This is a genomic window from Methylobacterium indicum, from assembly GCF_001043895.1.
GTDB lineage: Bacteria > Pseudomonadota > Alphaproteobacteria > Rhizobiales > Beijerinckiaceae > Methylobacterium > Methylobacterium indicum.
The window spans coordinates 1-7385 of sequence record NZ_JTHF01000153.1 but is presented as its reverse complement, the minus strand read 5'-3'; the positions used below and the strand labels follow the sequence as shown (position 1 = coordinate 7385).

The following is a 7385-nucleotide window of genomic DNA, read 5'->3' as shown; positions in this document are numbered from 1 at the left end:
CCTCCCCCACCGATTGACCCGCCGCGCGATATCGGCCACGTCGCACCCTCGTCATCCTGTTCGGCCCTGAAGCCGGACCGCAGCGGGCGCCGGGCGCCCATCGAACTCCCGACAGACCCATGCTTGAGCAGCAGCTCGTCAACGGCGTCGTGCTCGGCGCGACCTATGCCCTCTTCGCCATCGGCTTCACGCTGATGTTCGGGGTGATGGGCGTCATCAACCTCACCTACGGGGTCTACTTCGCGCTCGGCGCCTTCGCGGCGCTCTGGAGCACGCAAGCGCTCGGCCTGCCGATCTGGGCGGCGCTGCCGGTGGGCGCCCTGATCGCGGGCTTGGTCGCCATCGTCCTCGACACGCTGCTCCTCACCCGCCTGCGCAAGGCCAAGGCGCCGGAACTGGCCTCCTTGATGGTGACGCTGGGGGCCACGCTCTTCCTCTATGCCGGCATGGCGGCGGCGCTGGGCACCGAGATCCGGCGCTTCCCCGCCGAGGTGTTTTCGGGCGGCGCCTACAGCCTCGGCGACGTGCGCGTCGGCACGACCCAGATCCTGATCCTCGCCGCCGCCATCGTGCTGATGCTGGCGCTGCTGGCGCTGGTGCGCGGCTCGCGGATCGGGCTCGCCATCCGGGCGGTGGCCGAGAACCCGGACGCCGCCTCCTTGATGGGCATCAACGGCGCCCTGATGCTGCGGGTGGTCTCGTTCCTGTCCGGCGCCATCGGGGGTGCGGCGGGCGTGCTCGTCGGCCTCAACTTCAACGCCATCCAGCCCTTCATGGGCGAGCACATGATGCTGCGCGGCTTTGCCGTCATCATCGTGGGCGGGCTCGGCGACCTGCGCGGCGCCCTTCTCGCCGGCCTCATCCTCGGCCTCGCCGAGGTGCTCACCGCCGCCTACCTCTCCTCGACCCTCAAGGACATGATCGCCTTCGCGCTCCTCGTCGCCACCCTGTGGTTCCGTCCGCTCGGCCTGTTCGGCCGCGCCGCCGCCAAGCGGGCCTGACCGTCATGTGGGACGCCCTCGACGACTTCTACTGGACCTACCAGAGCCTGATCCACGCGATCGGGGTGAACGGCATCCTGGCGCTGTCGGTCTACGTGGTGCTGGCGGTGGGCCAGCTCTCCCTCGGCCAGGCCGCCTTCATGGGCGTCGGCGCCTATACCGGCGCCCTGCTCTCGGTGAAGTTCGGCGTGCCGTTCGGCGTCGCCATGCTGGCCTCCGCCGTGGTGCCGGCCCTGCTGGCGCTGGTCGTCGGCGGGCCGACGCTCCGGCTCACCGGCGTCTACCTCGCCATCGCGACGATCGGGCTCGGCGAGATCACCCGCATCGTGTTCCTCAACTGGGATTATGCCGGCGGCGCGCTCGGCCTCTCCAGCATCCCGGAGCGCGGCGGCGTCGTGGCGATCTACGGCACGCTCGCCGTGCTGCTCGTCGGCCTGACGCTGGTGGCGCGCTCCCGCGTCGGCCGCGCCATGGAGGCGATGCGCGAGGACGAGGCGGCGGCCGGCGTGATGGGCGTGAACCTGCCGCGCTACCGGCTGGTGGCGCTGGTCGTGTCCTCGGCGATGGCCGGGGTGGCGGGCTGCCTCTCGGCCCACGTCTCCTCGTTCATCGGCCCCAACGAGTACGGCTTCGAGGCCGCGGTGACGATCCTGAGCTACGCGCTGCTCGGCGGCATCGGCTCGCCGCTGGCGCCGGTACTCGGCTCGACCATCCTGACCCTGCTGCCCGAGGTGCTGCGCCCGCTGGCCGATTTCCGCCTGATGGTGAACGGCCTGATCATCGTGCTCGCCGTCCTCTTCATGCCCCGGGGCATCCTGCCCTGGCGCATCGCCCGGACGGGCTGACCCGCCATGACGCTCCTCACCGTCCAGGGTCTCACCCGCCGCTTCCAGGGCCTCGTCGCGGTCGATTCCGTCGACTTCGCGGTCCAGCCCGGCACCGTCCACGGCCTCATCGGGCCGAACGGCGCCGGCAAGACCACCCTGTTCAACCTCGTCTCCGGGGTTCTCGCCCCCAGCGCCGGCAGCGTGCGCCTCGGCGACCAGCCCCTCGACGGGCTGCCGCCCTACCGGCGCACGGCTTTGGGCTTGGCCCGCACGTTCCAGAACATCCGCATCTTCTCCGAGATGACGGTGCTGGAGAACGTGATGACCGGCCTGCATACGCGCCTGTCGGCGACCTGGGGCATCCTGCTGCGCGGCCCCGGCTTCCGGGCCGAGGAGCGCCGGGCCAAGGCCAAGGCGCGCGACCTCCTGGCCTTCGTCGGCCTGATCGACGCCGCCGACACCCGCGCCGGCGACCTGCCCTATGGCGACCAGCGCCGGCTCGAGATCGCCCGGGCGCTCGCCTGCGAGCCGCGCCTCGTCCTCCTCGACGAGCCCGCCGCCGGCATGAACCCGGCCGAGACCCACGCGCTTCTCGGCCTCCTGCGCCGCCTGCGCGACGAGCGCGGCCTGACCCTGCTGCTCGTCGAGCACGACATGCCCCTGGTGATGAGCCTGTGCGACCGCCTGACGGTCCTGAATTTCGGCCGCCGGATCGCCGACGGCACGCCGGCCGAGGTGCGCGCCCACCCGGCGGTGATCGAGGCCTATCTCGGCACCGGCAGCCACGAGGTCAGCGTGAGCCGGGGAGCGGCGTCGTGAGCGGGCAGGCTTCCCCCGAGCTCCTGGCGGTCGAGGGCCTGCGCCTCGGCTACGGCCGGGCCGACGTGGTCCACGGCATCGGCCTCTCGGTCCGCCGCGGCAGCATCGTGTCGCTGATCGGCTCGAACGGCGCCGGCAAGACCACGATCCTGCGCAGCCTGTCGGGCCTGATGAAGCCCCGGGCCGGGAAGGTGCTGTTCGGCGACGAGGCCCCGGTCGACATCGCCGGCGAGGCGGCCCACCGCATCGCGCGCCGCGGCATCGTCCAGGTGCCGGAGGGCCGCCAGGTCTTCGCCAACATGACGGTGGCCGAGAACCTGCGGCTGGGCGCCTACCACGTCCCGGGCCCGGAGGCCGCGCGACGCCAGCAGGCGGTGGAAGCCCGCTTCCCCCGGCTCGCCGAGCGTCTGCGCCAGCAGGCGGGCTACCTGTCGGGCGGCGAGCAGCAGATGCTGGCGATGGGCCGGGCGCTCATGGCCGAGCCGCTGCTGCTGCTGCTGGACGAGCCCTCGATGGGCCTCGCCCCCCTCATCGTCGACGAGATTTTTTCCATCATCGCCTCGTTGCGGGCCGAGGGGCGCACGATCCTGCTCGTCGAGCAGAATGCCAGCGCGGCGCTCGCCATCGCCGACTATGCCTACGTGCTGGAGACCGGCCGCATCCGCCTCCAGGGCCGGGCGGCGGAGATCGCCCGCAACCCGGAGGTCACGGCGGCGTATCTCGGGGTGTGAGGATCGGACCCCTCCCGGAATCAGCTCCGTGCGGGTCGGTTCATGCCGGTTCCAGCGCCCGTTGCACGGCGCCGGGATCGCGGCTGATCACCGTGAGATAAGCTCGCGTCGAGCTATCTGGCCGGGCGCGACCCTGCTCGAGGTCGCGCAGGGTGCCGAGCGGGAAGCCGAAGCGCTGCGCGAACTCGGCTTGCGTCAGTCCGGTCGCCTTGCGGATCGCCCGCACGTCGACCTCCGCCGGTACATGCACCCGGTAGGTCGTCGGATCGGCCTCCCCCTGGGCGATGGCGACCGCCTCATGGGCGGATTGGATCAGGCGGTGTCCCAGTGTGGTCATGGCGGGTCCCTCCACAGGCCGTGAAAAGATCAGGTCGAGCGCGGCGAGTGCACCCGCGCGGCGACACCCTGGCGATAGGATTCCGCAAGGCTCCCGAGGACCGTGCGCAGCGCGTTGCGCTCCGCTTGGCTGAGATCCACCCTCTGCCCCTTCGAGACGAGGGCCAGCAGGAACACGGGAACGTCCTCGGCGGCATAGAAGGTGATCACACGGTAGCCACCCGACTTGCCCTTGCCTCGGCCGGCGATCCGCACCTTGCGGGCTCCGCCGGTGCCCGGGATCAGGTCGCCGGCTTGCGGATCGGCCGCGATGATCGCCACGATCGCCTCGCGCTCCTCGTCCTCGACCCCGGCCGCCTTGGCATCGGCCAGGAAGGTCGGAGTCTGAATGACGGTCTGCATGCCCGGATACTACGGGCAGCCCGTACGTCGTTCAAGCAGAAGAAGCGGGCGGGCTCGCATCGCCCCTTACTGCCACACCCCCGCCTTGCGGGCCTTGGCGTTCGCCTCCGCGGCCTGCAGTTCCGGCGAGGCGCCCGGGGTGGCGCGGCCGGCGCCGTTGAACAGCACGACCTCGGACAGGTCCTGGTCGCCCGCGCGGCAGCGGTAGAGGTCGGGACCGCCCGCCGGCTGGCACGTCACCTCGCGCCGGCGCAGGTACTGGCGGAACTCGCGGGCGTAGCTCCCGCCCTGCCCCTCGACGCCGACGAGGCGCAGAGCCTGCCCGTCGAGGCGAAGCCGCCCGGTATCGATCACCCGCGGCACGCCGTGCAGCACCGGGGCCGCGCGCTCGCCGGGATTCTGCCAGGCCGGGCGCGCCGTGCCGCGGGGCGTGCTGCCGGTCTCGCGTGCGCTCTCGCGGGCCTCGCGGGGCTCGGGGGCGGGGTGGGCCTTGGCCCATTGCGCGGCGACATCCTGAAAAAGGGCCTCGGGCCCGTCCCCGGCGCCGTTCTCGGCCGCCGCGCTCGACACGGCCGTCCCGGCGAGGAGGTCGCCGATCGTGCCGACGAAGAGGCCGTCCCGGCTTGCCGCGTCGTCCGCTCCCGCGGGCGGACGGGCGAGGCCGGCGAGCAGCGCCAGGAGGGCGGTGCGCCGCTCCGCCTCCGGCACCGGGCCGGCGACGAGGCGGTCGTAGACCGGGCGGCCGTCGCGCCCGAGATGGCGCAGGCTCGCCGAGGCCGCCCGGCGGGCCTCCGGCGTGTCGGGAAGCGGCGTCCCGCCGGCCACCGCCGCCCGTACCGAGCCGTCGGGCCCGAGAATCAGGAGGCTCGCCCGCGCTCCGCCCCGGCCGGCAGCCTCGAGACGGCGCTCGGCGGCCGCCTCGGCCATCGCCTGGAGGTCGCGGTCGAGGGTGGTGCGGATCGTGGCGTCCTGCGGCAGGTCGGGGCCGAGGCGGTCGGCAGCCTCCGCCAGGACGAGGTCGGGAAATCCGCTGCGGGTCACCGGGGTGGTCCAGACCGGGGCGATCCCGTCGAGGCTGCGTCCCGCCTCCGCCGCCTTGGCGGCCGACAGGTCGCCCCGCATCACCATGCCGTCGAGGACGTCGCGGGCGAGCGCCCGGATCGCCGTCACGTCGCGGTCGGGCTGCAGGCCGGGCGCCCGGGCGAGCGCCGCGAGATAGGCCGCCTCCGCGGTGCCGAGGGCGGCGGCCTCCTTGCCGAACAGGGTACGGGCGGCGGCGTCGATGCCGATGAGCCCGGGGCCGAACCGCGCGAGGTCGAGGGCGCGGGCGAGGATCCGGGCCCGGTCCTCGCCGGCCTGGAGCCGCAGCACCAGCATCGCCTCGCGCACCCGGTCGGCGAGGCTGCGCGGCGCGCCCGGCGGGGCGCCGATGAGGTCGCGGCGCACGAGGCGCTGGGTCAGGCGCGGGCTGCCGCGCCGCGGGCCGTCGCTGATCGTGTCGCGAAACGCCTGGCCGATCACCGCGGCGATGCCCGCCGCGTCGAGCCGGTAGCCGTCCTCGAACCACGGGTCCTGCGCGGAGAGGAAGGCGGCGCGCATCGCCGGGGCCACCGCATCCGCCGGAAGGTTGCGTCCGCGGGTCGTGCCGCGCCGGGCGATCGGCGTGCCGTCCTCCGCCTGCACGGTCAGCGTCCGGGTGACGGAGGCCGGTCCCGACAGGGGCGGCAGGGTCGCGGCGCACCAGATGAGGAAGAGCGCGGCGAGCGCCGCCGCCCCCAGGGCCGCGAGGACGAGGACGCGCGTCCAGGGCAGGGTCGAGGCCCGCTGCGCCGCCCCGGCGGCCCGGGCCGCGAGGGGATGGGCGCCCACGCGTGCCGCCGCCCCCTGCCAGGCCGGCGCGACCCGGCGCATCGGCACGGCGGCGGCCGCCATCACCGGCGAGAGGACCGCCCGTGCCGCCCCGGCGGCACCGGTCCGGACCCGGGCGAGGCGGTCGGAGACCTCGCGTTGCGCGGTGGAGAAGCGGGAGGGTGCGGGCGGGGCCGCGGGTGCGGGCCTGGAACCGGGAAGGTCGGGGCCGGCGAGGTTGGGGCTCGCAAGATCGAGCCAATCCCGCCCGGACTGCGTCGTCATCGGCTCCGCCACCATCCTGCCTGATCACCTCCGGGGCGCGCCGAGTCCCGCCCCGGCCGCGCGAGGACGGCCGGAGACGCAAAACGGCTACGGTCCCCCGGAAACGTTGGCCCTGGGGAAACAGTTCCGCCATCGGGCCCTCTCGCGTCGTGCGGGCGCCAGGTGACGCCAGTCCGCGCCGCGTGCGGCCCCGTCTCGACAAGTGTTGTCGGCCAAACTTGGCCGTTCGACCGTCTCCGTTGCAGTGCGAATGCAGAAAAGTCGGAACGATAATCAGAAGTTGGCGTTTTGAAGCATCTTCGAGGCGCCGCTGCATCGCTGAGCCGGCGCGCAGGGAGGCAAGCAATCATGAACAGACTGACTGTTGGACTGGCCGCGCTGCTGCTGAGCACCTCGGCCTACGCCCAGACCGCCGCGAGCCCGAGCACCGGCGGCGCCCCCGGCCGCGGCGGCGAGATGAGCCAGTCCGGTCCCAAGGCCGGCCCTGACGCGAAGGCGGGCCCTGATGCGAGGGCGGGTGGCGGCGCCCAGGCCCGCGGCGAGATGGGCAAGGGCGGCATGGACAAGGCCGGCATGGATAAGGCCGAGGCCGCACGGCCGGGCGCCGGCCGGGACGGCATGGACAAGGCCGACAAGCGCGGCGACACGGCTGACCGCAAGGGCGGCATGGACCGCGACGGGACCCGCGACCGGGCCGAGCGCGGGCCCGAGGGCCGCGACGGCCGCGACGGCCGCCGGGCGATGGACGACCGCCGTGACCGCGACGGCGACCGCCGGGCGGAGCGCCGCGGCGACCGGGCCGAGCGGTTCGAACGCCGCGAGGGCCGGGCCGGCTTCCGCAGCGAGGCCCGCGAGGACCGCATTACCACCGTGGGCGGCCGCCGTTACGTGACGATCGCCGGCCAGCGGGTGATCTACGGCTCGCCGGAATACCGCCGCCTCGTCGTGGTCGAGCGGCGCGAGAACCGGGTCGTGCGCCCGGGCCGGGTGGAGTTCGTCACGATCCAGGGCCGCCGGGTGCGGGTCGGCTCGCCCGAGTACCGCCGCCTCGTCATCCGCGAGAAGAGCGGGCCGGGCCGCTACGTCATGGTCCGCGGCCAGCGGGTGATCTACGGCTCGCCGGAATACCGCCGCCT

General features: G+C 73.9%; 7 protein-coding genes and 1 pseudogene. 5 read left to right on the top strand and 3 right to left on the bottom strand.

Features of this window, described 5'->3' with window-relative positions:
• The first annotated feature begins 119 nt into the window (after positions 1-119).
• From QR78_RS18680 to QR78_RS18665, 4 genes are read left to right on the top strand one after another with little or no spacing between them, the layout of a single operon-like run.
• Positions 120-1001, top strand: coding sequence for a branched-chain amino acid ABC transporter permease (locus QR78_RS18680; RefSeq protein ID WP_048429071.1), 882 nt, complete (start codon positions 120-122; stop codon positions 999-1001).
• Positions 1002-1006: 5 nt separating this feature from the next.
• Positions 1007-1846, top strand: a complete 840-nt coding sequence (locus QR78_RS18675) for a branched-chain amino acid ABC transporter permease (RefSeq protein ID WP_048429070.1) — start codon at positions 1007-1009, stop codon at positions 1844-1846.
• A 6-nt stretch (positions 1847-1852) separates the two neighbouring features.
• On the top strand, positions 1853-2647 hold the full coding sequence (locus QR78_RS18670; RefSeq protein WP_048429069.1) for an ABC transporter ATP-binding protein: 795 nt from the start codon (positions 1853-1855) through the stop codon (positions 2645-2647).
• Complete coding sequence (locus tag QR78_RS18665) at positions 2644-3378, top strand: ABC transporter ATP-binding protein (protein ID WP_048429068.1); 735 nt, start codon at positions 2644-2646, stop codon at positions 3376-3378. Before QR78_RS18670 ends, QR78_RS18665 begins: the two co-directional genes overlap by 4 nt.
• A gap of 40 nt (positions 3379-3418) precedes the next feature.
• Here QR78_RS18665 and QR78_RS18660 read toward each other — a convergent pair whose 3' ends face one another.
• The 3 genes from QR78_RS18660 to QR78_RS18650 form a co-directional block, all read right to left on the bottom strand.
• A complete protein-coding gene (locus QR78_RS18660) occupies positions 3419-3715 on the bottom strand; it encodes a helix-turn-helix domain-containing protein (RefSeq protein WP_048429067.1) in 297 nt (98 codons plus the stop codon).
• A 29-nt stretch (positions 3716-3744) separates the two neighbouring features.
• Positions 3745-4116 (bottom strand): type II toxin-antitoxin system RelE/ParE family toxin, encoded by a 372-nt coding sequence (locus QR78_RS18655; protein WP_048429066.1) that lies wholly within the window; start codon positions 4114-4116, stop codon positions 3745-3747.
• Between the two features lie 66 nt (positions 4117-4182).
• Positions 4183-6249, bottom strand: coding sequence for a transglycosylase domain-containing protein (locus tag QR78_RS18650; protein ID WP_244278487.1), 2067 nt, complete (start codon positions 6247-6249; stop codon positions 4183-4185).
• Positions 6250-6597: 348 nt separating this feature from the next.
• Between QR78_RS18650 and QR78_RS18645 the strand changes: the two are divergent.
• A pseudogene (locus QR78_RS18645) lies at positions 6598-7385 on the top strand (hypothetical protein); the annotation flags it as partial.